This window comes from Streptomyces sp. NBC_00250 (assembly GCF_036192275.1).
Classification (GTDB): domain Bacteria; phylum Actinomycetota; class Actinomycetes; order Streptomycetales; family Streptomycetaceae; genus Streptomyces.
This window is the reverse complement of record NZ_CP108088.1, coordinates 5,826,965-5,848,434: the sequence shown is the minus strand read 5'-3', so window position 1 is coordinate 5,848,434 and position 21,470 is coordinate 5,826,965. Positions and strand designations below refer to the sequence as shown.

At 73.4% G+C, this 21,470-nt stretch carries 19 protein-coding genes and 1 tRNA gene; 11 read left to right on the top strand and 9 right to left on the bottom strand.

The window, feature by feature from the left end:
• Positions 1-295: 295 nt before the first annotated feature.
• Together OG259_RS26535 and OG259_RS26530 are read right to left on the bottom strand one after the other, a co-directional pair.
• Positions 296-1,705, bottom strand: coding sequence for a HAMP domain-containing sensor histidine kinase (locus OG259_RS26535; RefSeq protein WP_328944533.1), 1,410 nt, complete (start codon positions 1,703-1,705; stop codon positions 296-298).
• Positions 1,702-2,403: a response regulator transcription factor gene (locus tag OG259_RS26530; protein ID WP_266892159.1), complete on the bottom strand. Its 702-nt coding sequence runs from the start codon at positions 2,401-2,403 to the stop codon at positions 1,702-1,704. The genes OG259_RS26535 and OG259_RS26530 overlap by 4 nt, the downstream gene beginning before the upstream one ends.
• A gap of 79 nt (positions 2,404-2,482) precedes the next feature.
• On the opposite strand from OG259_RS26530, the gene OG259_RS26525 reads away from it, so the two are divergent.
• On the top strand, positions 2,483-3,061 hold the full coding sequence (locus tag OG259_RS26525) for a hypothetical protein (protein ID WP_328944532.1): 579 nt from the start codon (positions 2,483-2,485) through the stop codon (positions 3,059-3,061).
• A 31-nt stretch (positions 3,062-3,092) separates the two neighbouring features.
• Here the strand turns inward: OG259_RS26525 and OG259_RS26520 are convergent, their stop codons facing one another.
• Positions 3,093-3,959: a spermidine synthase gene (locus OG259_RS26520; protein ID WP_328944531.1), complete on the bottom strand. Its 867-nt coding sequence runs from the start codon at positions 3,957-3,959 to the stop codon at positions 3,093-3,095.
• Positions 3,960-4,036: 77 nt separating this feature from the next.
• Complete coding sequence (locus OG259_RS26515) at positions 4,037-4,510, bottom strand: hypothetical protein (RefSeq protein ID WP_328944530.1); 474 nt, start codon at positions 4,508-4,510, stop codon at positions 4,037-4,039.
• 225 nt (positions 4,511-4,735) lie between these two features.
• Here OG259_RS26515 and OG259_RS26510 point away from each other — a divergent pair, with 225 nt between their 5' ends.
• The gene (locus OG259_RS26510; protein ID WP_328944529.1) at positions 4,736-6,022 is read left to right on the top strand and encodes a tetratricopeptide repeat protein; all 1,287 of its coding nucleotides are present in this window, start codon (positions 4,736-4,738) and stop codon (positions 6,020-6,022) included.
• 19 nt (positions 6,023-6,041) lie between these two features.
• On the opposite strand, the gene OG259_RS26505 is transcribed toward OG259_RS26510, so the two are convergent.
• The gene (locus tag OG259_RS26505; protein WP_328944528.1) at positions 6,042-6,635 is read right to left on the bottom strand and encodes a histidine phosphatase family protein; all 594 of its coding nucleotides are present in this window, start codon (positions 6,633-6,635) and stop codon (positions 6,042-6,044) included.
• 142 nt (positions 6,636-6,777) lie between these two features.
• On the opposite strand from OG259_RS26505, the gene OG259_RS26500 reads away from it, so the two are divergent.
• The 4 genes from OG259_RS26500 to OG259_RS26485 are packed head-to-tail and all read left to right on the top strand — an operon-like array spanning position 6,778 to position 11,731.
• Positions 6,778-7,656, top strand: a complete 879-nt coding sequence (locus OG259_RS26500; protein WP_328944527.1) for a phosphatase PAP2 family protein — start codon at positions 6,778-6,780, stop codon at positions 7,654-7,656.
• Positions 7,550-8,740, top strand: coding sequence for a hypothetical protein (locus OG259_RS26495; RefSeq protein ID WP_328944526.1), 1,191 nt, complete (start codon positions 7,550-7,552; stop codon positions 8,738-8,740). The genes OG259_RS26500 and OG259_RS26495 overlap by 107 nt, the downstream gene beginning before the upstream one ends.
• 37 nt (positions 8,741-8,777) lie before the next feature.
• Positions 8,778-10,364 carry a hypothetical protein gene (locus OG259_RS26490; protein ID WP_328944525.1) on the top strand — a complete coding sequence of 529 codons (1,587 nt, stop codon included), beginning with the start codon at positions 8,778-8,780 and terminating at the stop codon, positions 10,362-10,364.
• The gene (locus tag OG259_RS26485) at positions 10,361-11,731 is read left to right on the top strand and encodes an AAA domain-containing protein (protein ID WP_443052017.1); all 1,371 of its coding nucleotides are present in this window, start codon (positions 10,361-10,363) and stop codon (positions 11,729-11,731) included. Before OG259_RS26490 ends, OG259_RS26485 begins: the two co-directional genes overlap by 4 nt.
• On the opposite strand, the gene OG259_RS26480 is transcribed toward OG259_RS26485, so the two are convergent.
• Positions 11,715-12,329 (bottom strand): peroxiredoxin-like family protein, encoded by a 615-nt coding sequence (locus OG259_RS26480; RefSeq protein WP_328944524.1) that lies wholly within the window; start codon positions 12,327-12,329, stop codon positions 11,715-11,717. The genes OG259_RS26485 and OG259_RS26480 overlap by 17 nt on opposite strands.
• A gap of 71 nt (positions 12,330-12,400) precedes the next feature.
• Between OG259_RS26480 and OG259_RS26475 the strand changes: the two genes are divergently transcribed.
• From OG259_RS26475 to OG259_RS26460, 4 genes are all read left to right on the top strand, one after another.
• Complete coding sequence (locus OG259_RS26475) at positions 12,401-13,015, top strand: TetR/AcrR family transcriptional regulator (RefSeq protein ID WP_328944523.1); 615 nt, start codon at positions 12,401-12,403, stop codon at positions 13,013-13,015.
• A 131-nt stretch (positions 13,016-13,146) separates the two neighbouring features.
• Positions 13,147-13,503: a hypothetical protein gene (locus OG259_RS26470; protein ID WP_030324811.1), complete on the top strand. Its 357-nt coding sequence runs from the start codon at positions 13,147-13,149 to the stop codon at positions 13,501-13,503.
• A gap of 225 nt (positions 13,504-13,728) precedes the next feature.
• Positions 13,729-14,355, top strand: a complete 627-nt coding sequence (locus OG259_RS26465; RefSeq protein WP_328944522.1) for a bifunctional DNA primase/polymerase — start codon at positions 13,729-13,731, stop codon at positions 14,353-14,355.
• Positions 14,346-14,419, top strand: a tRNA-Lys gene (locus OG259_RS26460). Before OG259_RS26465 ends, OG259_RS26460 begins: the two co-directional genes overlap by 10 nt.
• A 71-nt stretch (positions 14,420-14,490) precedes the next feature.
• Here OG259_RS26460 and OG259_RS26455 read toward each other — a convergent pair.
• Complete coding sequence (locus tag OG259_RS26455) at positions 14,491-15,741, bottom strand: M6 family metalloprotease domain-containing protein (RefSeq protein ID WP_328944521.1); 1,251 nt, start codon at positions 15,739-15,741, stop codon at positions 14,491-14,493.
• A 356-nt stretch (positions 15,742-16,097) separates the two neighbouring features.
• Between OG259_RS26455 and OG259_RS26450 the strand changes: the two genes are divergently transcribed.
• Positions 16,098-18,131 (top strand): putative bifunctional diguanylate cyclase/phosphodiesterase, encoded by a 2,034-nt coding sequence (locus OG259_RS26450; protein WP_443052016.1) that lies wholly within the window; start codon positions 16,098-16,100, stop codon positions 18,129-18,131.
• 225 nt (positions 18,132-18,356) lie between these two features.
• On the opposite strand, the gene OG259_RS26445 is transcribed toward OG259_RS26450, so the two are convergent.
• Positions 18,357-20,057 (bottom strand): glycosyl hydrolase family 18 protein, encoded by a 1,701-nt coding sequence (locus tag OG259_RS26445; protein ID WP_328944520.1) that lies wholly within the window; start codon positions 20,055-20,057, stop codon positions 18,357-18,359.
• A 338-nt stretch (positions 20,058-20,395) separates the two neighbouring features.
• A complete protein-coding gene (locus tag OG259_RS26440; RefSeq protein WP_328944519.1) occupies positions 20,396-21,469 on the bottom strand; it encodes an LLM class flavin-dependent oxidoreductase in 1,074 nt (357 codons plus the stop codon).
• Between the last annotated feature and the right edge of the window lies 1 nt (position 21,470).

The following is a 21,470-nucleotide window of genomic DNA, read 5'->3' as shown; positions in this document are numbered from 1 at the left end:
GTGCCTGCCTCTGCGTGCTGGGGGGTGGGGAGGGGGTGCGGCAGCACGCTAGCGACCGGAAGACGGACAAAAGGGCGTCCGGGGACGCGGGCGGGGATCCTTAGGCTCCGCTTAAGGAAGGCATCGGAACCACGAAAGGTTGGGGGCCGGGCGAATGCCCCTCAACCTTCGGCGGCCCTGCGGGTGCCCGTGCCGCCACGTCGGCGGCGTGCCGGACGGGTGTCGGTCGGCTCAGCCTTCGGCGGCCCTGCGGGTGCCCGAGCCACCCGTCGGCGGCGGGCCGGGCGAATGCCCCTCAGCCTTCGGCGGCCCTGCGGGTGCCCGTGCCGCCACGTCGGCGGCGTGCCGGACGGTGGCCCCGGCGCCCGGCGGCGCCGCCCGTGCGGCGGCCGTCGAGGCCGATCCAGATCCTGACCTCCGTGCCGCCGAGCACCGAGTGCCCGATGCGGACGTCGCCCCCGGTGACCTCCGCCATCCGCCGCACGATGTCCAGGCCGAGGCCCGTGGAGCCGTCCCTGGCCCCGCTGTTGCCGCGGGCGAGCGCGGCGGCGGGGTCGGCGATGCCGGGGCCCGCGTCGGAGACGAGGACGATGACGGCGTCGTCTCCGTTGTGGACGTCGATGGAGAAGGCCGTGCCCTCGGGGGTGTGCCGGAAGACGTTGCCGAGCAGGGCGTCGAGCGCGGCGACGAGTTCGGGGCGGGCGACGGGGATGCGGACCGGGCGCTCGACGCCCGCGACGCGGACCCGGCGGCCCTCGTCCTCGGCGAGCGCCGACCAGAACTCCATGCGCTCGCGGACCACTTCGGCGGCGTCGCAGCCCGCTCCCGGGCCGGTGGCCTGGGTCTGCGGCTTCGCGTCCCGGGCCGTACGGATGATGGTGTCGACCTCGCGCTCCAGCTGTTCGACGGCCGCGCGGGTCTGCTCGGCGGCCGGTCCCGAGCCCAGCGAGGCCGCGTTGAGGCGGAGCACGGTGAGCGGGGTGCGCAGCCGGTGGGAGAGGTCGGCGGCCAGTTCCCGTTCGTTGGCGAGGAGTTGGACGACCTGGTCGGCCATGGAGTTGAACGCGACGGCGGCCGACTTGAGTTCGGGCGGGCCCTCCTCGGGGACGCGTGCGCCGAGCCTTCCCTCACCGAGGTCGTGGGCGGCGCCCGCGAGCCGCTGCGCGGGCTGGACCATCCGGACGCCGAGCCGGTCGGCGACGGCGACGGAGCCGACGATCAGGGCGATGCCGACGCCGGCGAGGACCAGCCAGGCGGTGGCGACTCCGTTGGACACCTCGCCCTCGGGGACGAAGAGTTCGACGACGGCGACCTTGCCGCTGCTGAGCGCGGTGGGCTGGAGCAGCGCGAAGCCGCCCGGGACCTCGGCGATGGAGGCCCGGCCGAGCCGGCGGGTGGCGTCGAGCTCCTCCTCGCCGGCCCGTCGGGTGCCGATCTCCAGGGCGATGTCGCCGGGTTCGGCGGCGGGCACGTGGACGGCGAGCCGCCCGGCGGACCCGTCCTCGGTGGTGGCGACGGCCTTGTCGAGCTCGTCGCGGTCGGTGGTGATGGCGAGGACGGGGGCGAGGCCGGCGGCCCTCCGTTCGGCGTTGGAGAAGGCCCGGTCGCGGGCCATCTCCTTGACGACGAGCCCGAGGGGTACGGCGAAGGCGACGACGACCATGGCGGTGACGGCGAGCGACACCTTGACGAGCGCCCATCTCACGGCTGCGGCTCCCGGGGCGGCTCCAGCTTCACGCCGACCCCGCGCAGGGTGTGCAGATAGCGGGGCCGGGCGGCCGTCTCACCCAATTTCCGCCGCAGCCATGACAAATGTACGTCGATGGTCTGGTCGTCCCCGTACGACTGCTGCCACACCTCGGCGAGCAGCTCCTTGCGCGGGACGACCACTCCGGGCCGCCCGGCGAGGAAGGCCAGCAGGTCGAACTCGCGCCGGGTCAGGTCCAGGGGCGCCCCGTCGAGCTCCGCCTGACGGCGCAGCGGGTCGACGGTGAGCCCGCCGACCTGGATCGCCCGGGACGGCGGCGCCTCGCCGGCGGTGGACCGCGCCCGGCGCAGGACGGCGGCCATCCGGGCCGAGAGGTGGTCGACCGAGAAGGGCTTCACGAGGTAGTCGTCGGCCCCGGCGTGGAGGAGCCGTACGATCTCCGCCTCGTCGTCCCGGGCGGTCGCGATGATCACCGGTACGTCGGTGATTCCGCGCAGCATCTTGAGCGCCTCGGACCCGTCCAGGTCGGGCAGTCCGAGGTCCAGGATGACCACGTCGAAACGGAAATGGGCGACCTCGCGCAACGCCTCCAGAGCCGTACCGACGCTCCGTACCGTGTGGGAGGCCTCGGAAAGCTGGCGGATGAGGGCGGAGCGCACGAACTGGTCGTCCTCGACCACGAGCACACTTGCCATGGGCCGCACCGTACGCCATTCGGGGGAAGGTGCAGGAGAGGACCACCCTCCGGCGGGGGTCCGCCGGGGGTGGTGCAGTATGGCCCCGATGCGAAGAGGACTCGTTCACGCCCTGGCCTGGTCGCTCGCCACCGGCGCGGCGGTCACCCTGTCCTGGTGGGGAGTGCACACGGTGCTGTCCGGCACGGTGTACGACCCCCCGCGCGCGCTGCCCCTCCCGGCCGGCAGCGCCGACGAACCGGTCACGGCCGGCAGCGATCCGCTGACGTCCTCGACCCGGCGGCCCACCACCGTCGAGCCCTCCGCGTCCGTCACGAGCAAGCCGACGCCGAGCGGCGGCCGTTCGACCCCGTCGACCCCGTCGGCGACCCCCTCGCGGCAGGCGCAGCCGACGACGCAGGCTCCGCCCGCCACCACTCCCCCCACGGACTCGAACGTGAAGAGCTACACCGTGGACGGCGGCCGGGTCACCTTCGACCTGGGCGAGACCTCGGCCGAGCTGGTCTCGGCGACCCCGGCCTCCGGCTGGCAGATGCAGGTGTGGAAGCAGCCGAGCTGGATCCGGGTCACGTTCACCGCGGACGGCCGGGAGCTGTCCGTCTTCTGCGTCTGGCACGACACGGCGCCCCGCGTGGAGATCGACGACCGCGCCACCTGACCCGGCGGTCCGGTGCCAGGGGGCTTGTCGATCAGCGGAACACGGACGCCGGCGGTACGGGTGAGGGCTTGGCGCTCGCGTCGGTGACCGGCGCGGCTCCCCCGGCGAAGTCGGCGAGCGCCCGCCCGTGTTCGACCCGGCCCGGGTGCGGGTCGGTGGCGACCCGGCGGGTCAGCTCGGCCACCGGCAGCTCCCGTTCGGAGGCGAGCAGCACCGCGTTTCCGAAGCGGCGCCCGCGCAGCACCGTCGGGTCGGCGGTCAGCGCCAGCTCGGGGAAGACGGAGGCGGCCGTGGCGATCTGGCCGCGCAGATGGGTCAGCGGCGGGCCGTCGGCCAGGTTCGCCGCGTAGAAGCCGCCGGGCCGCAGCACCCGCCGTACCTCGGCGAGGAACTCGGTGCTGGTCAGATGGGCCGGGGTGCGGGCCCCGCTGAACACATCGGCGATGACGAGATCGGCCCAGCCGTCCTGGACCTTGGCGAGCCCGGCGCGGGCGTCGGTGGAGCGGACCCGGATGCGGGCCCCGGTGTCGAGCGGCAGTTCCCGGCGTACGAGCTGCACGAGGAGCCCGTCGAGTTCCACGATCTGCTGCGTGGAGCGGGGCCGGGTCGCGGCGACGTACCGGGCGAGGGTGAAGGCGCCGCCGCCGAGGTGGACGACCTGGAGCGGCCGGTTCGGCGGGGCGGCGAGGTCGACGATGTGGCCGAGGCGCCGCTGGTACTCGAAGGTGAGGTGGGCCGGGTCGTCGAGGTCCACATGGGACTGCGGGGCGCCGTCGATGAGCAGGGTCCAGGCGCGCGGACGCTCCCGGTCGGGTATGAGTTCGGCGAGCCCGCCGTCGACGGTCTCGACGACGGAGACGGCGGACGCCGCCCGGTCGCGCTGTTTGTTCCTGGCCACGGGCCCATTATCGGGGCATTCACGACGGACCTGCCCGACGGCGCCGGTGCGGGGGCTTCCGCGGACCGCCCGCGGCCTCAGTGGCAGCCGTCGGCCGCCTCGATGAGGCGGGCCGCCTCGCCGAGCGCCTCGCGCAGGACGGCGGGGTCGGTGACGGGGTCGGTGTCACCCGGGGGCAGCAGCCAGCCGGCGGGGCGGGGCGCGTCCCCGGCGGGTTCGGGCAGCTCCGGCAGCTCGGGGAGGCGGAGGCCGCGCCCCGAGGTCCGCGTACAGGCGCTGCCGGGCATGTCCCAGGCGGCTGCGGTGCCCGGCGGGACGAGGAAGCCCAGGGTGTCGCAGGTGCCGTCGTGCACGACGGGGCCGACGGCGGGGGCGGCGCCGCGCCGCAGGATGTCGACGGCCTCCAGGCCCTGCCGGACCGGCACGGTCACCAGGTCCCAGGGTTCGGCGGCGGGCTGGGGCCCGGCCGGAACCGGTGCCTGGGGATGGGACGCGCGGGCGTCCGGGGCGGGCGCGTGCCACGTGGCCGACTGCGAACCGATCTCCGACATGAGACCCCTCCTCGCTCCTGAGGAGACACGTTCCGTCTCTCCCTTACGGTTCAACGCCCGTGCGCGTCAACGGCTACGGCGCCATGCCGCCGCAAAGGATGGCAGTTCATGGCAGATCACAGGCGAGATATCCGATTTGTAGCCAAACACTGCGTACGCATCCGGTCACAGCAGGTACGTTCCTGTGCTGCCGGACCACCCGGCAGCACAGGAGAGGGCTCGGCCATGGCGATGTCACGGGCAGTTCCCAATCTCGCCTTCCGCCGGCTCCGCGGACAGCATTCGCCGGCGGAGTTCGCCGCGGCGGTCCGCCGGGCGGCGCGGGAGATCGGCGAACAGGTCGCGTGCGACGCCCGCTACATCGGGCGCGTGGAGGCGGGCGAGATCCGCTGCCCCAACTACGCGTACGAGCGGGTCTTCCTGCACATGTTCCCCGGTCTGGGCCTCTCCGACCTGGGCTTCTCCGCGCGGGAGACGGTGCGCGGCCGGCGGCAGCCGGTCGTGGCCGGGGCTCCGCCTCCCGCCGCGATCCCGACCCGGAACGATGAGGAGAGCGACGTGCTGCGTCGCGCATTCATGACGAGCGGCTCCGCCACCCTGGCGGCCGCCTCGCTGGGACTCGGCGGCCCCGCCGTCGCGATCCCCGCCCCCCGCGGCACCCACCGGATCGGCGACGCCGAGGTGCGGGCCGTCGAGGACGCCGTACGGCAGATCCGTCTGCTCGACGACCGGCACGGCGCCGACGGGCTCTACAAGGTCGCCGCCCAGCCGCTCCGAGCCGCGTACGCGCTGCTCGACACCGGAACCATGACCCGGCGCTCCACCGAGGACCGGCTCCACGCGGGCGCGGGCGAGCTCTCCCTCTCCGTCGGCTGGCTGGCCCACGACTCGGGCCGGCACGACGACGCGCGCTCGCACTACGCCGAGGCCCTCGCCACCGCGCGCGTGTCGGGGAACGCGGCCCTGGAGGCGCACGCCTTCTGCAACACGTCCTTCCTGGCCCGGGACACCGGACGGTTCCGCGAGGCGGTCCGGGCGGCGCAGGCGGGCCTGCGGGCCGCGCAGCCGCTGGACTCGGCCCGGCTGCTCTCCCTGCTCTCGCTGCGGGAGGCCGCCGCGTGGGCCGGGCTCGGCGACCGCTCGGCCTGCGAGCAGGCCCTCGGCCGCGCCCACGGCTTCTTCGACCGGGGCGCGACGGAGGACGACCCCGAGTGGATGTCGTTCTTCGGGGAGCCGGAGCGGGAGGCCCTGGAAGCCCAGTGCTGGTCGGCGCTCGGCGACTGGGGCCGGGCCGCCCGGCACGCCCACCGGGCCGCGGTCCTGCAGAACCCGCACTTCGCCCGGAACCTGGCGCTCTACCGCGCTCATCTCGCCAAGAACCTGGCGCACGCGGGCCGGCCCGACGAGGCGACGGCGGAGGCGAAGCGGGTGGTGGAGTCGCTGGAGGGCATCGCCTCGGCCCGGATCCGCGGGATGCTCTCGGACACGCGCCGGGTCCTCGCCGCGTACTGAGCCCCGACCGGGCCCCTGCCTACTCCAGGTGCCCGGTGTCGTTCCAGCGCTCGACGGCCGGGGCGCCGTACGCCCAGCCGAGGACCGAGAGGCTCGTCGGGTCGAGGCGGATGCGGGAGGCGAAGGAGACGTCCTCGCCGAGCCAGCGGGCGCCGATCGAGCGCAGGATGTGCCCGTGGGCGAAGACCAGGACGTCACGGTCGGCGGAGCGGGCCCAGTTCACGACCTCGTCGGCGCGGTCCGAGAGCTGAGCCATGGTCTCCCCGTCCCGGACTCCGTCGCGCCAGATGAACCAGCCGGGCTGGATGTCCTGGATCTGCGGCGGGGTCAGCCCCTCGTACGCCCCGTAGTCCCACTCCATCAGCGCGTCCCACGGCTCGGCCCGCTCGCCGAAACCGGCGAGCTCACAGGTCTCGCTCGCACGGACCAGCGGGCTGGTGCGCACCTCGACGCCGGGCAGTCCCTGCCAGGGACCGCGGTGCAGGCGCTCACCGAGGAGCTTCGCGCCGCGCCGCCCCTCGTCGAGGAGCGGGATGTCGGTCCTGCCGGTGTGCCGGCCGAGAAGTGACCACTCGGTCTGGCCGTGCCGGGCGAGCAGGATGCGCGGTGCCATGGGAAGGATCTCCAGGGGTTCACGGTGCGGACGTGCCTCTCTCCATCATCGCCCACGTGGATTCGGGGTGACGTCCGGGCAACCCACGGGCGGCTTCCGGCGTCCCCTCCCGGGGACGATCACCGGCTGGGGGGACCTTTCGATGCGCACACCACGCTGGTGGGCCGAGTTGTCGCTGATCGGGCTCGTGTACGCGGCCTACTCGTGCGGGCGGCTGCTCGTACGGGGCGACGAGGCCACGGCCGTCGAGCACGGGCTGGCGATCCTGCGTCTTGAGGAGCTGCTCGGGATCGACGCCGAGCACCCGCTGAACAGGCTGTTCACCGGCGTGCCCGCGCTCGGGATACCGGCGGACTTCGCGTACGCCTCCCTGCACTATCTCGTCACCCCGGCGATCCTGGTCTGGCTCTTCCGCCGCCGTCCCGCCCACTACCGGGCCGCCCGGACCTGGCTGATGGTCTCCACCCTGCTCGGTCTGGTCGGCTTCACGCTGCTGCCCACCTGCCCGCCCCGGCTGCTCGACCCGGGGTACGGCTTCACCGACACGATGGCGCACTTCAGCGCGTACGGCTGGTGGGGCGGCGAGGCCAGCGCGCCGCGCGGGCTCGGCGGCATGACGAACCAGTACGCGGCGATGCCCAGCCTCCACGTCGGCTGGGCGCTGTGGTGCGGGGTGATGCTGTGGCGGTACGGGCGGACGCCCGCGGCGAAGGCCCTCGGGGTGGCGTATCCGCTGCTCACCACGCTCGTGGTGATGGGTACCGCCAATCACTATCTGCTCGACGCGGTCGCCGGTGCGGCGGTGATGGGCGCCGGTCTGCTGCTCACCCCGTACGCCCTGCGGCTCGCCGTGCGGGTGCGCGGGACGGCGGAAGCGCCCCCGGTTGTCAGTGGTGGATGCGAGACTTCCACGGGTGAGCGCATCCCCGGACAGCGGTCTGTCCCGACCTCCGCAGACGACACGCAAACTTGGGGCCTCCCCTGCTCTAGCGAAGCCGAGAGCTCGGGGAATTCTCGCTGAGCTGCGGGGACCGGCCAATCCGCCGCGTCCGCTGGACGCGCGGGCCCTCGCGGCGCTGGCCGCCAATCCCGGCTGCCGGCGCCGGGCCCTGCTCGACGGCGCCGGGGTGGACAAGTCCGCGCTGGCCGCGAAGCTGGGCTCTCCGGCCCCGTTCGGGCAGTCGCAGTTCGCGATCGTGCGGGGCAACTCCTTCGAGGCGAAGGTGAAGGCGGACGGCGGCCGTGAGCTGCTGCGCCTGATCGGCGTCGACGAGCCGGGCACGGTGTCCGTGCCCGAGCTGGCGGCCGCCGGACCCGAGGGTCGGGTGGCGCGCACGGCGCTCGCCCTGCGCGAGGCGACCGGGGCCGGGGTGTGGACACTGCTCGACCACCCGCTGCTCGCCCTGGAGGTGGCCGGTTCCCCGGTGTACCTGGAGCCCGACGCGGTGGTGGTCCGTCCCGACGGCGGATGGACGGTCGTGGAGATCAAGTCCTTCCCGATGATCGACGGCGCGGCCGACGCGTCGAAGGTGGGAGCGGCGGCCCGTCAGTCCGCCGTGTACGTGCTCGCGCTCGAACGGGTGGCGGCGGTGACCGAGGGCGCGCGGGTCGCCCAGTCGGTGCTCCTCGTCTGCCCGAAGGACTTCTCCAACGCGCCGACGGCCTCGGTCGTCGACGTGCGCAAGCAGCGGTCGGTCACCCGGCGCCAGCTCGACCGGCTGACCCGGATCGACGAGATCGCGGCGGCCCTGCCCGAGGGTGTCAGCTTCGACGTGGCGGAGCGCTCGCCGGAGGAACTGACGGCCGCCGTGGAGTGCGTGCCCCATCAGTACGCGCCGGAGTGCCTCGCCGCCTGCGAGCTGGCCTTCCACTGCCGGTCGCGGGCCCGGGAGGCCGACGCGGTGGAGACCCTGGGCCGTTCGGTACGGGGTGAGCTGGGCGGCCTGACGACGGTCGGCGCGGTGCTCGCGGCCTCGCGCGGCGAGGAGGGCGACCCGGCGGACCCGGCGGTGGCGGCGCTGCGGCGGGCCCGGGCACTGCGCCAGGAGGCGCTGGAGTCGGCGCCCGCCCGTACTCCGCGGGGGCACGTCGAATGCCCCTGCTGACGCCCGTTTCCTGCGCCGCGCCCCGGGAGGGCCTCGTATGTCGCTGATCTCCACCCTCGCCCGGATGGAGGCCGTCGAGTCCGGCCGGGCGCAGCCCCTCGCCACCGTCCGGCACCGGCGGGTCTCCGAGCGGCCGCTCGTCCTCGTGCCGCTGACCACGGCCGGTGAGGCGGGCGCCCCGCTGGGTGCGCTCGTCGGCACCGACCCGGAGGAGCCTCGGCTGCTGGTGGTGGCCCAGCCCCGGGACCGTGACCTGCGGTTCGCGTTCCTCGCGGATCTCGCCGAGGAGGTCCTGCCGTACATCGACTCCTTCACCGACGTCGTCGAGGCGGCGGAGAAGAGCGAGGTCGACCCCGAGACCGGCAAGAAGGTGAAGGTCGAGGTCGAGCTGTGCGCGGACGCGCCGCAGCTGATCGTGCCGAGCCGGGCGGGCATCGAGTACGTACGGCTGCTCGGGCGGTCGACGCGGTTCCGGCGGACGGCCGAGCAGGACCCCGAGACGCCGTTCCCCGCGCCGCCGCGCGTCCCGCTGCTCGGGCGCTGGCTGACGCACCTCGGCGACCGGGCCCGGGTGCCCGGCTCCTCGCTGCTGCTGTCGGCGACCGATCTCCTCAACCGGCACTGGGCGACCGGCCAGTCCTCCCTGGAGGACCAGCACCTGGGCGCACTGCTCGCGTGGATCGACCACGACGGCGAGCCGGGCGCCGAGGGGGCGCTGCGGGCCGAGGCCGGACGGGACTCCGAGGGGCAGTTGCTGTGTCCGCCCGCCGGTCCCGCCACCGATCCCGCTTTCGACAACCGGCTCCTCGCGCCGGCGATCGAGCGGTACGACCGGGCCCGGCAGGCCGTCGGCGCCGCCGAGGACGGCGCGGCGGCCGAGCGCGGACTCGGCGAACTGCACCGGTCCGAGCGGGAGCTGCGCCGGCTGGTCGTCTCGCAGACGAAGCCGACCTGGGACGCGGTCTGGCGGGCGATCGGCCTGCTGCGGGAGCTGCCCGAGGGGGCCAGGGTCGAGGACCGCTGGACCCGCGACCGCTGGTCCTTCACCGCGCACCGGGACCGGGTCACCGCGGGTGAGCCGCCGCAGCCGCGGCGGGACGACGCGGTGACGGCGGCCCGGAAGCTCGCCGCGCGCGAGCAGGCGCAGGGCCAGTTGGAGGCGCAGGAGGCCCTCGACGATCCGCTGGTCCTGGCCGGACGGCGGCTGTCGGGCGAGGCGTTCACGGGCGAGGTGGTCGAGGTGACGATGGCGTGGACGGAGTCCAAGCGGCCCGCGCCGCGCCCGCTGCTCACGGTCCGCACCGAGGACCGGCCGCATCTGGGCGAGCAGGTGAAGGTGTACCGCTCGCTCGACGGGAAGCCGCAGTCGGCGGAGTTCGTGCGGTACGAGGAGGACGGGGCGCTGCTGCTTCGGCTCCTCGACAAGATGGGCCGTTCGAAGGAGCCCGCGGAGGGTTCGGTGCCGGAGAAGGGCGAGCGGATCGCCTGGACGCTGTTCGAGCACGACCAGCGGGTCGGGCCGCAGCTGCCGGAGGCGGAGGAGACGCCCTGGACGCACGGCGGTCCGCCCCGGGCGGACGTCGTGGAACTGCCCGACGCCGTGACCGCGGAGGACGTGCTGTGACCGTGTTCGACCTGTCGACCCCGCCCTTGGACGGTTCGGCGCCCTTCGATCCCTCGGCGGAAGCCGGCAGGGCGACGGCCGACATCCTGGCGGACACCCTCCACGGCACCTCGCGCGGTGTCGTCGTGGACTCTCCGCCCGGTGCCGGGAAGTCGACGCTCGTGGTGCGGGCCGCGCTCGAACTGGCCGCGGCCGGGCGCCCTTTGATGGTGGTGGCCCAGACGAACGCTCAGGTGGACGACCTGGTCCTGCGGCTGGCCGAGAAGGAGCCGGACCTGGAGGTCGGCCGGCTGCACTCGAACGACAGCGACCCGTACGACAAGGCGCTGAACGACCTGGAGAACGTGCGGAAGTCGGCGAAGGCCGGTGACCTGGCCGGTCTTCCGGTCGTCCTCTCCACCGCCGCCAAGTGGGCGCACGTGAAGAACGTCGAGCCGTGGGCGCACGCGATCGTCGACGAGGCGTACCAGATGCGCTCGGACGCGCTGCTCGCCGTGGCGGGGCTGTTCGAGCGGGCGCTGTTCGTGGGCGACCCCGGGCAGCTGGACCCGTTCTCGGTGGTGGGCGCCGAGCAGTGGGCGGGGTTGTCGTACGACCCCTCGGCGAGCGCGGTCTCCACCCTGCTCGCGCACAACCCGGAGCTTCCGCAGCACCGGCTGCCGGTGTCCTGGCGGCTGCCCGCCTCGGCGGCGCCGCTGGTCTCGGACGCCTTCTACCCGTTCACGCCGTTCCGCAGCGGCACCGGGCACGGGGACCGGAGACTCTCCTTCGGGGTGGCCTCGGACGGTTCGGGTCCCGACCGGGTCCTCGACGAGGCGGCGGAGTCGGGCTGGGGCCTGCTCGAACTGCCCGCCCGGCACACCCCGCGTACCGACCCCGAGGCGGTCGGCGCGGTCGCCCTGGTGGTGCGCCGGCTCCTCGACCGGGGTGGTGCGGCGGTCTCGGAGCGCTCGGAGACCCCCGTACCCCTGACGCCCGACCGGGTCGCGGTCGGCACCGCCCACCGCGACCAGGCGGCGGCGATCCGGGCGGCCCTCGCCGAACTGGGCGTCACGGGCGTGACGGTGGACACCGCGAACCGGCTCCAGGGACGCGAGTACGACGTGACGGTCGTCCTCCATCCGCTGTCCGGCCGCCCGGACGCGACGGCCTTCCATCTGGAGACCGGCCGGCTGTGCGTGCTCGCCTCCCGGCACCGGCACGCGTGCGTCGTGGTCTGCCGGGCGGGCGTGACGGACCTGCTCGACGCCCACCCCTCGACCGAGCCGGTCCAGCTGGGCGTCGCCGTGTCCTTCCCGGACGGCTGGGAGGCGAACCACGCGGTCCTCTCCCACCTGGAGGAACACAAGGTCAGCTGGACGCCCTGAGCTTCCCCGCCCCGAGTTCCGCCGCCAGGGTGAGGAGTTCGTCGACCGACCACTGGTCGTAGACGTGCTCGCCGTACTTCGCGGCGGCGACCCGGCCGTCGGGCGTGATCAGGAAGTCGGCGGGGAGACCGAGGCGACCGGCCGGCTGCGCACCGGCCGGCAGCCGGCCCCTCCCCCGGAGCAGCCGCCAGGCGTCGCGGAGCACACCCCCGACGATCGCGGGCCAGCCGCGCGGGTCGAGCAGGGCCCGGCGGTGGGACTCCACGCCGAACTCGGCGTACAGCACCTTGTCGGGGTCGGCGACGACGGCGAACGGCAGGTGGGCCACGTGCTCGCGGAGCTCCTCCGCGGGCGAGTGGAAGAACACGACCTCGCGGATCCCGGCCCGCTCGATCTCCTCGTGGCGCCGGGCCACCGACCGCAGGTGGAGGTTGCAGACGGGGCAGCCCGCGAAGCGGCGGAACTGGACGTGGGTGGTCCGTCCGGGGTCCGGAAGGGTCAGCACGGACCCGAGGACCGGGGTGAGGGTGCGGGGCGGCACGGAGTCGCCGGGTGCCGGCCGGGTCCGGGGCAGGGGTGAGGTCGGGGACATGCGCATGGGACACCATCCTCGTAGGCGTACGGCGTACTCCTAACAGGGTAGGCGTAGGGCGTACGCTGTCAACCGTCATGCCACGACCTCGCTCCCTCACCCCGGACCGGCTGGCCGCCGCCGCCCTCGCCGTCATCGACCGCGACGGACTCGCCGCCCTCTCCATGCGCACCGTCGCCAAGGAACTCGGCATGAGCCCCATGGGGCTCTACCGCTACGTCGCCGACCGCGAGGAGTTGGAGGGGCTCGTGGCCGACCGCGTCCTCGGCGACATGGACACCGCACCGCCCGCCGCGGACGCCCCCTGGCGGGACCGGATCGAGACCATGGTCGGGCGGCTGCGCGACGCCGTCGTCCGCCACCCCGAAGCCGTCCGGCTGACCCTCACCCACCGGCACCGCGCACCCGGAGGCCTGCTCTGGTCGGAGACCGTGCTCGGCATCCTGACCGAGGCGGGCATCGACGGCGCACGACGGGTCGTCGCCCTGCGCGCGCTCCACGGGTACGTCACCGGGGCGATCCAGCTCGAACACCTCGGGCCGCTGGCCGGAGCGGGCACGTCGGCCATCGCCGCGCTGCCCGAGGACCGCTTCCCGTATCTGACGCAGACCGCGCGGACGGCCGGCGAGGTCGACCCCGACCAGGAGTTCTTCGGCGGCCTGCGGCTGCTCCTGCGCGGTCTCGACGGCTGACCGGACCTCGGCCCTGACGCCCTCTTGCGGGGCGCGGGAGAATGGAAGACGGCCCGGGGTTCCGGGCCGCCCGTATGCGAAGGGCCGGTGCGCGAAGCACCGGTGCGTGAAGCGTGAAGAGGAGAACGACGATGGCGGAACCCGCGGAGCGGAGCGGACAGCGGCGGCTCAGGCCGGCACCGCTGGTCTTCGAGCCTGCCGAGGCGACCGCCGACCCGGAGCACTTCTTCGACCTGGAGTCGATAGAGGATCCGCGGGAGCTGCTGTCCCGCGCGACGGAGCTGACCCTGGCGTTCCGCGCGGCGACCGACCGCGCGACGGAGTTCCAGGCCATCGCGGCGGCGCAGCTGGCCGATCCGCGCCGGTTCGACCGGCTGACGCCGGCGGATGTCGCCGAGCGGGCGCAGTGGACCGAGGACTACGCCCGGAAGATGATCGAGTTCGGCCGCGACCTCATCCGGACGAACGGCCGACCCGCGGAGGACTGAGCGGGCGCGGGAGGCCGAACGGGCGCGGATCGAGCAGGCGCGGGAGGCCGAACGGACACGGACCGAGCAGGTCCGGGGGGCGAACGGACGCGGAAGTGCCTGGTCGTGGCCGAAAAGCACCCCTGGCATATGCCGGGGGTGCACGATACTCCTCACCCTCCCCATCTGTCCAGAATTCCGCGAACTCTCGGCGACCGGGACATTACGGCCGGTAGACCTGGAGCCATGACGACGTGGCTGCGCGAAGAAACCCCGCACGACATCTTCCGGTTCCTCCGGGAGGGCGACGAAGGGCGGCACCAGACCGCTCGGGTGACCGCCGACGGGGCCGCCTGGCTCGCCTCCGCCACCGGGGGCCGCGAGGCCGCGCTCACCCGCTGGGAGGCCCGCCCGGACTCCCCGGCGGCGCTGCCCTGCGGGACCGTCTTCGACGTCGTCAACGTGGACCCGGTCTTCGGCCGCCGGATGCTGGACCGGCTGTGGGAGGAGGGCCCGGGTTCGGGTCCCGTCGCCGTGCACCGGGGCCGGATGATGCTGTTCGCCGCACCCGGCACGGCCCAGCGACTGCCGGCCCTCCTGGACTGGGAGGAGTGGGGGGAGGCGGTCCCCCGGCCGCTCTGCCACGGGGCCGGGGACGCGGTGACCGTGCCGCCGCTCGTGCCGTCCGGCACCTCGGGGCCCCGCTGGCTCGTGGCACCCGACACCCGGAGTCCTTGGCTGCCGGGGCCCGAGGTCGTGCTCTGGGCCTGCGTGCGGGCCGTCCGGGCCGCTTCCGCCGCCGACGTGCGGGTATCGATTTTTCCTCCCGCCGATCCGGGTGCTAATGTCTACGACGTCAGCAGGCGCCGCTAGCTCAGTTGGTTAGAGCAGCTGACTCTTAATCAGCGGGTCCGGGGTTCGAGTCCCTGGCGGCGCACAGACAGAAGAAGCCCCTCGCGGAAGCGGGGGGCTTCTTCGTGTTCGGGCGCAGGCCCCGGACGCGTCCGCTCACCCGACGGCGGGCGGTGTGATCCTGACCGTCCAGGCACCCGTCACGGTGCGTGCCGTGACCTCGACCCGGACCCCCGTCCCCGGCACGGTGAGCGTCTCGCCCTCCTCCAGGGGGGCGTCCGCGAGCGGCGGGTAGACGGAGCGGTCCCAGCAGGCCTCGGTGCGCGGGTGGGCGTCGACGACCTCGACCGGTCCGTCGCCGGAGGCCGCGCCGCCCCGGATCCGGTAGACGAGGACGCCCTCGGTGCAGGTCTCGGCGTTGTTCCCGGCGCTGCTCCTGGCCTCGACCGCGAGAGCGCTGTCGGGGCCCGTACGGACCACGGCGAGCCGGGTGCCGAGGCTGGCGCCGACCGCCGGCTGCGTGTCGGTCGGCTCCAGGCTCACCATCCGGGGGCCCGGGCCCTGGACGCAGGTCACCTGGGCGCGGGAGAGCCAGCCGAGCTTCCACTTGTGCCAGCCGAAGAGGTCCGGGGAGAGCCCGAACTGGCTGCCCATGACGTCCCAGTCACCCACATGGGTGTCCCAGTCGCCCTTGCCGTCCGCCGGGCGGTGGTAGAGGTCGGGCAGGTCGAAGACGTGCCCGGTCTCGTGGGCCAGGACGTTGCGGTCCGGCGGGTGCCGCTCGAAGACGGTGACGACCCGCTTGATCTCGGTGCCGTCGACCTCCATCGGGCGTTCGAGGTTGACGACCTTGGTCGCGTCGGAGTCCACGCCGGGCGCGTCCGGGTCGGCGACCAGGTAGACGATGTCGTACCGGGAGAAGTCGACGCTCGCGTCGGCGGCGCCGATCGCGTCGCGGAGGTAGGCGTTGCGCTGACCGGTGTCCCAGTCACGCCGTATGCCGTACGCGCTCGACTCCTTGGGCATCGGGGTCCAGACGTGCTGGGCGTGCGGGCGCAGGGCGAAGCGCCCGTAGGAGGCACGGGTGAAGAACTCGCTGGTGGCGGGGAAGTGGTCGGCTGCGAGTTCGGCCGGATCGGTGAGCGGCTCGGAGTCCGGGAAGGACAGGAAGATCATGACCGCGTCGAGGGTGCGGTCGGGGCGGGGATACGACCTGTTCCAGGTGTCGAGGCCGAGCGAGTGATGGGCGGCCGTGCGGGGCAGGGCGCAGGGACTCGCCGAGGGGGCGCCGACGGCGGGGCCGGCGACGAGCCCGGTGGCGGCCAGGGCGGCGAACGAGGTGAGGGCCGCCGCACCGGCACGCAGCCGCGAGCGTTCCACTCCCCCGGGTGGCTGCTGACCCCTCACGTGGACCTCCGGTTCGGCAAAGCGGGACTCCTCAACCACCTTGTGACGATTCGCGGCGTTTCGCATGTTTCCGCTGCCCCGGTCGGGTGAGGGCGCGCCATGGGGTCGACGCGACACGAGCGCGCTTCGGCTCACGGAAAGTCACATTCGGTCACGTCGTCGTCGACCCGTGTCAGACCCGCGCAGAAACGATCGGGCGGGGTGTGCCGGTGGGCAGCCTCACAGCGGCGGACGCCCCCCGCGGGCGCCTCGGAGCTGGAAGGCTCCCCCGTACGGGCTCTATGATCGGCACACTCTTCCTCGGCCGACCGTCCCGACCACATGTGACCGGCCCGACTGCACTACGGGAGCGAGCGGTGAACGGAATCCCCGAAGGACCGGTGCACCCAGAGCCGCCGGAGACGCACGCGGCGACCCGCGCACTCACGGAGCGTCACCCCGAGGCCCAGGCCCGTGGCACCGAGCACCGCGCGGAGCCTCACGTGGGCCACCGCGCGGAACCACGCGTCGAGCACCAGGCCGAGCGCCGTACCGAGCCTCACGTCGAGCGCCTCTCCGCCGAACTCCGGGACTACCGCGCCGCCTTCCGGGTCGCCCAGCTCGCCATGGCCGTCGTCGACCAGGACGGGGTCGTCATCGCGGCCAACGACTCCTTCGGCGTCCTCCTCGGCACCGCGCCGGAGGCGCTCCGGGAGCAGGCCGCCGCCGATCTCGTCGACCTCGCGTCCGACGGGCGCACCTGGCACGCGTACCGCGAGGTGCTGCGCGGCCGCCGCTCCCGCTTCCGCTGCACCCGCCGCCTCAAGCACGCCGACGGCCGCTCGCTGTGGGCCGAGGTCACGGTCGCCCCCGTCCCCGACAGCCGGCGCGTCCTGCTGTCGATCGCGGACATCAGCGACCGGCGCGAACTCCAGGCACGGCTGCGCCACCTCCAGATGCACGACCCGGTGACCCGACTGCCCAACCGGGCCCTGTTCTTCGAGCGTCTCTCGGCGGCCCTGGAGGCCTCCGCGCAGGACGCCCTGGACGCCTGCGACGCCCGGGACGCCGAGCGGACCGACGGCACCGAGAGGCCCGAGCGGCCCGGCAGGCCCGGTCCAGGCGAAACGATCAGCTCGTCGTACGAGTCGTACGGGTATGGCAGAACAGGGCGGATCGGTCTCTGCTACCTGGACCTCGACGGCTTCAAGGCCGTCAACGACACCCTCGGCCACCGTGTCGGCGACCGGCTTCTCGCCGCCGTGGCCGCCCGGCTGACGGAGTGTGCGGACAGCGACGGCTACACCCGCAGCGGCGGCCACCTCGTGGCGCGGCTCGGCGGGGACGAGTTCGCGATCCTGGTCGAGGACTCCACCGGTACGGAGCAACTCGCCGATCTGGCCCGCTCGGTGCTGTGCGCGCTCCAGCAGCCCTTCGACCTGGGCGGTCAGCGGCTCTCGGTCTCCGCCTCGATCGGCGTGGTCGAGCGCTCCGGATGCGGGACGACGGCGACCGCCCTCATGCAGGACGCGGACACCACGCTGTACTGGGCGAAGGCGGACGGCAAGGCCCGCTGGACCCTCTTCGACCCGGAGCGCAACGCGCACCGGATGACCCGGCAGGCGCTCTCCTCCACCCTGCGCCCGGCCGTGGAGCGCGGGGAGTTCGCCCTGGAGTACCAGCCGCTCGTGGATCTGACGGACGGGGCGGTGCGCGGGGTGGAGGCGCTGGTGCGCTGGAACCACCCGCAGTTCGGCCAGCTCGCGCCGAATCGGTTCATCGGGATCGCCGAGGAGGACGGCTCCATCGTGGAGCTGGGCCGCTGGGTGCTCCGCACGGCCTGCCGGCAGGCCCGGCAGTGGCAGAAGGACCATCCGCGCGAGCGCCCGCTCTTCGTGAGCGTCAACGTGGCGGTCCGGCAGGTCTGGGACTCCGACCTGGTCGCCGATGTCGCCGGCATCCTCGCGGAGACGGGCCTGGCCCCGCACCTGCTCCAGCTGGAGCTCACCGAGTCCGCCGTGATGGGCTCGGCCGGGCGGCCGCTCCAGGCGCTCCAGGCGCTGAGCGACATGGGCGTGCGGATCGCGATCGACGACTTCGGCACCGGCTACTCGAACCTGGCCTACCTCAGCCGGCTGCCGGTCTCCGTACTGAAGCTGGACGGCTCCTTCGTCCGCGGCTTCCAGGACGAGGAGCACGCCAACCCGGCGGACGAGCTCATCGTCGAGGCGCTGGTGCAGCTGGCGCACCGGCTGGGGCTGACGGTCACCGCCGAGTGCGTCGAGACCTCGGGTCAGGCGAGCCGGCTGCGCAGGATCGGCTGCGACACCGGGCAGGGCTGGCTGTACTCGCGGGCGGTGACCCCGGACCGTATCGCGGAGCTGATCGGCACGGAACCGCTGCCGGTCTGAGGCCCGCGCACCCGCCGCGCGAAGGCTTGGGACCGCACCGCCCGACGAAGGCATGGAACCGCACCCGCCGTACGAGGGCATGGGACCGCACCCGCCGTACGAGGGCATGGGACCGCACCCGCCGTACGAGGGCATGGAACTGCCCCCGGCCGGAGGGACATTCCGGGCGGGGGCAGCGGTTCATGAGGGGTTCGGCCGCTCAGGGGGACTGGGCCGGTCGGGGACTCAGCAGGCGCCGAGGTCCTTCCAGACGCCCCACTCGCCGGTCGTGCCCGGCGTCTCGTTCTGGGTCCACCACTGGGCCTTGTACTTGCGGCCGTTGTGGGAGACCTCGTTGCCCGCGTTGTAGACGGTGCCGGCCACGTACGCCGGGAGCGAGCCGCAGCCCGTGGGCGGGGTCGTCGGCGGGGTCGTCGGAGGCGTGGTGGTCGGGGGCGTCGTCGGCGGGGTGGTCGGCGGCGTCGTGGTGGGCGGGGTGGTGGTGCCGCCGAGCGCGGTGTTGATCTGCTTCAGCAGGGTGGCGTTGTCGTCCAGGCCGAGGAGCGAGTACATCATCGCGCCGGCCAGGCCGCGCTGCTTGGCGTAGTCCACCCGGGCCTGGATGGACTTCTGGTTGAGGCCGGTGAAGAACTCGCCGTCCTTGTAGAAGTACGAGGACTTCGCCTGGTCGTCCCAGAAGGTCGTCGACGCGTTGTCGACGATGCCGCCGAGCTCCTTGTAGTGCGCGATGCCGGCCTGCTGGCTGAGCGGGCGGGCGTTGGAGCCGCCGGTCGCGGTGCCCGCGAGACCGTTGGCGGATCCGGCGGGGACGCCCTTCCAGCCGCGGTAGTAGAACTCGTAGCCGAGGGTCAGCTTGTTGGCGGGGAAGCCGCCGGCGATGCCGTAGGCGGGCTTGCCGTCGATCCAGGAGTCGATCGCGTTGTCGATCGAGTACTTCTCGGTGCCCGGCGCGATCACGTCGGTCGGGTCGTTGGCACCGGAGTAGAGCGGGGACTGGTGGTACGTCGGCCCGTCGCCGTCCCAGGCGCCGTGCATGTCGTACGTCATGATGTTGGCGTAGTCCAAGTACTGGCCGATCTTGTCGGTCTCGATGTACTTGATCTTGTCCTGGCCGGCCGGGAGGGCCGAGGTCAGCAGGTACTTCTTGCCGCCGTTGGCCGCGCCGTACTCGTCGAGCTGCTTGCGGAACTCGGCGAGGAGCAGGGTGAAGTTCTGCTTGTCCTCGGGGGCGTAGTGGTTGCCCAGGTGGCCACCGGAGGAGCCGGGGTACTCCCAGTCGATGTCGATGCCGTCGAAGATGCCGGCCGCCGTGCCGGCGCCGCCGAAGCCGCCCTCGACGGGCAGGTTGCCCTTGATGTACTGGTCGATGCAGGAGGAGACGAGCTTCTTGCGGCTCGCGTCCGTCTTCGCCGCGTCGCTGAAGTACTTGGAGTACGTCCAGCCGCCGAGCGAGATGTTGATCTTCAGGTGGGGGTACTTCGCCTTCAGTTCCTTGAACTGGTTGAAGACGCCCACGATCGGCTGGTTCCACGTGTCGGCGACGCCGTCGACGCTGTCCGCCGCGCTGAAGGACTTCTGGTAGTCGGCGTACGAGTCGCCCGCACCGTCACCCGCGTTGGGGTTGTTGTCGTCACCGGCGGCCTTGTTGGCCTCGAAACAGGTGAGGTTGGTGGGGTGGATGTTGCCGAACGAGTAGTTGATGACGTCCAGCTGGCCCGCGATGCCCCGGGTGTCGAGGTGCTTGGGGTAGAACGCGTTGCCGTAGACGCTCCACTGGTCGTAGTACGCGATACGCACACCACCCGCGGCGGCAGTGGTCGTCGTGTCGGCCGCCTGGGCGGAGCCGAGGCCGACGGTCGCCGCGAGGGCGCCGGCGGCGAGGGCCGTGCTGAGAAGCGCGGCGATCAAGGGCTTACGGGGGTGCACGTGCGGCCTCCATCGGGGAGTGCGGGGGTAGTGCCGTACAGGAGCTGGAGCAGTGATAACCGGCGCGTGAACAGTGCGTCAATGGTCTGAACCAGATTGAGGACTAGACCAATTCGAGGGAGAAAGGCCTCGTCAGCGCCCCGCAGCACAAAACGGAACCGCCCGCCACCATCGGTGACGAGCGGTTTAAGGTTCACTTACGGTTGGTCCGAGCCGGATCCGTGCAGGAACCAACCGGTCGCGGAGACCAGGGTTTTTACCCGGCCGCCCCCGGCCCGGAACGCGGCACCCCGGTTCGCCGCCACCCCCGCCGGCGCCTCGAAGCCCCCCTTCGCGCCCTACTCCTCCGGCAGCACCGGGAGTTCGTACGCGTCCGCGATGAGCTCGTAGCTCCGCACCCGCTCCTCCCCGCCGTGCCCGTTGGCCGTGATCATCAGTTCGTCGGCGCCCGTCCGCTTCCGGAGGTCGTCCAGGCCGGTGCGGACCTCGTCCGGGGTGCCGTACACGATGTTCGCCAGCCAGTCGTTCACGAACTCCTTCTCGGCGGGGCCGAATCCGTACGCCTCCGCCTCCTCCGGCGTCGGCACGAGACCCGGCCGGCCGGTGCGCAGCCGCAGCATCGCCAGGGCTCCGGCGAGGACCTGACGGCGGGCCTGCGCCGCCTCGTCGGCGGCGAACGCCGAGACGCCGATCATCGCGTACGGCGCGTCGAGGACCGCGGAGGGCCGGAAGGACTCCCGGTAGAGGTCGAGCGCCGGGATCGTGTTCCTGGCCGAGAAGTGGTGGGCGAAGGCGAAGGGCAGCCCGAGCAGACCGGCGAGCCGGGCGCTGAAGCCGGAGGAGCCGAGCAGCCAGACCGGCGGGCGGCCCTTCGGGCCCTGCACCGGGCCGGGCACGGCGTGGATCCGGGCGTACGGGTGGCCGTCCGGGAAGTCGTCGTCCAGGAACCGGGTCAGCTCGGCGAGCTGCTCCGGGAAGTCGTCCGCGCCCTCGTTCAGGGTGTTGCCGCGCCGCAGGGCGGCCGCCGTGGCCCCGTCGGTGCCGGGCGCGCGCCCGAGGCCGAGGTCGATCCGGCCCGGGGCGAAGGCCTCCAGGGTGCCGAACTGCTCGGCGACGACGAGCGGCGCGTGGTTGGGCAGCATGACGCCGCCCGAGCCGAGGCGGATGCGCCGGGTGTGGGCGGCGAGGTGCGCGAGGATCACGGCCGGGGACGAGGAGGCGACACCGGGCATGGAGTGGTGCTCGGCCACCCAGTGCCGGTGGAAGCCGCGCCGCTCGGCGAGCCTGCTCAGCTCGACGCTGGTGGCGAGCGCCTGGGTCGCGGTCCTGCCGCTGCCGACGGTCACCAGGTCCAGTACGGACAACGGCACGGGCGCGGACCCCCGCGCCTCTCCTCGAATAGCGTCGGTCACC

Bases quoted from the DNA above. Each gene is read 5' to 3' on its own strand.
- OG259_RS26530 (WP_266892159.1), bottom strand. From the start codon at position 2,403: ATGGCAAGTGTGCTCGTGGTCGAGGACGACCAGTTCGTGCGCTCCGCC.
- OG259_RS26525 (WP_328944532.1), top strand. From the start codon at position 2,483: ATGGCCCCGATGCGAAGAGGACTCGTTCACGCCCTGGCCTGGTCGCTC.
- OG259_RS26515 (WP_328944530.1), bottom strand. From the start codon at position 4,510: ATGTCGGAGATCGGTTCGCAGTCGGCCACGTGGCACGCGCCCGCCCCG.
- OG259_RS26510 (WP_328944529.1), top strand. From the start codon at position 4,736: ATGGCGATGTCACGGGCAGTTCCCAATCTCGCCTTCCGCCGGCTCCGC.
- OG259_RS26505 (WP_328944528.1), bottom strand. From the start codon at position 6,635: ATGGCACCGCGCATCCTGCTCGCCCGGCACGGCCAGACCGAGTGGTCA.
- OG259_RS26500 (WP_328944527.1), top strand. From the start codon at position 6,778: ATGCGCACACCACGCTGGTGGGCCGAGTTGTCGCTGATCGGGCTCGTG.
- OG259_RS26490 (WP_328944525.1), top strand. From the start codon at position 8,778: ATGTCGCTGATCTCCACCCTCGCCCGGATGGAGGCCGTCGAGTCCGGC.
- OG259_RS26480 (WP_328944524.1), bottom strand. From the start codon at position 12,329: ATGCGCATGTCCCCGACCTCACCCCTGCCCCGGACCCGGCCGGCACCC.
- OG259_RS26475 (WP_328944523.1), top strand. From the start codon at position 12,401: ATGCCACGACCTCGCTCCCTCACCCCGGACCGGCTGGCCGCCGCCGCC.
- OG259_RS26470 (WP_030324811.1), top strand. From the start codon at position 13,147: ATGGCGGAACCCGCGGAGCGGAGCGGACAGCGGCGGCTCAGGCCGGCA.
- OG259_RS26465 (WP_328944522.1), top strand. From the start codon at position 13,729: ATGACGACGTGGCTGCGCGAAGAAACCCCGCACGACATCTTCCGGTTC.